Raw genomic sequence first — 1159 nt, forward strand, 5'->3', positions numbered from 1 at the left:
ACCCTCTCCCCCTCCCTGGCGCTGTGCGGCGGGGAGCCCGTCCTGGCCTTCGGCACCCCCGGCGGCGACCAGCAGGACCAGTGGCAGGCGCACTTCTTCCTCGGCCTGCTGCTGCGCCCCGGTGTGCGCGGCGGCCCCGACCTGCAGGGCGCGATCGACGCCCCCAACTGGCACCAGGACTCCTTCCCCGCCTCCTTCCACCCGCGCGGCTCGCGACCGGGTGAGGTGACCGTGGAGTCCCGGGTCGGGGAACGGGCGGTGGACGAACTGCGGCGGCGCGGCCACCGGGTGCACGTCGGCGGGGCGTGGACCGAGGGCCGGTTGTGCGCGGTGGCGCGGGACCCGGAGTCGGGCGTGCTCTCGGCGGCGGCGAACGCCCGGGGGATGCAGGGGTACGCCGTGGGCCGGTGAGAGCCGCTTCCCACCCCTCCCCACCGGGGGGCCGGCCCCCCGGTGGGGAGGGGTGGCGCACAACCGGCGCGGGCCGGCGTCACCCGCCGGGCACGATCGCCGGCGGCGCTCCGTGACCGCTTCACCACACCTCACCGTTTCGGTAAACACCTCGTAGCGCGACGGAAACACGGGGTGTAACACGGCTACGCTTCAGTAGCCGCATGGAGATGTCCGTGATGGGGCGGGAAATGTCGGCCTTCGCGGCCGAGTTCCGCTCGCTCGTCGAGGCCCTGGACCCCGCCACCGGTTGGTTCGCCGCCTTCGGACGTCGCGTGCCCGAGGACATGGACGCCTGGTCGGCCGGGCGGGAGCTGCCTCCCCGGGACGTGGTCGCCGACCTCCTCCAGGATCTGGCGGCCCGGTACGGCGCGGGTGAGGCCGAACGGCGCGGGAGGCGGATCCGCTCCCGCTACGAACTCGCCCAACGCGCGAGGGACTCCCGGCCCGACGCCCGTGAGGACCTGACCCGTCGCCTGGGTCGCGAGGACCAGGCCGAGATCGACGCCCACCGACACGGTCAGGAACTGGCCGCCGCCGAACGTGCCGCCCGCCTGGCCGGCCGGCACGAGGAGGCCGAGCGGCTGACGGCGTTGCGGCTGTGGGCCGGCGACGACGAGGAGCGTGCCCGCGGTCGCCGTGCCGACCTGCGGCGTCGCCTCAACGCCCTGCCCGCCCGCGCCGAGTCCGCCGTGCCCCCGCAGGCGCC

At 75.8% G+C, this 1159-nt stretch carries 1 protein-coding gene and 1 pseudogene; both read left to right on the top strand.

The features are described 5' to 3' along the window. Positions 1-411 (top strand): gamma-glutamyltransferase (locus FNQ90_RS24050; RefSeq protein WP_182608270.1); only part of this gene is annotated, 411 nt, incomplete at its 5' end. Between the two features lie 218 nt (positions 412-629). Continuing rightward, positions 630-1159 (top strand): annotated as a pseudogene (locus FNQ90_RS24055) (hypothetical protein); the annotation flags it as partial.

This window comes from Streptomyces alkaliphilus, assembly GCF_014141535.1.
GTDB lineage: Bacteria > Actinomycetota > Actinomycetes > Streptomycetales > Streptomycetaceae > Streptomyces > Streptomyces alkaliphilus.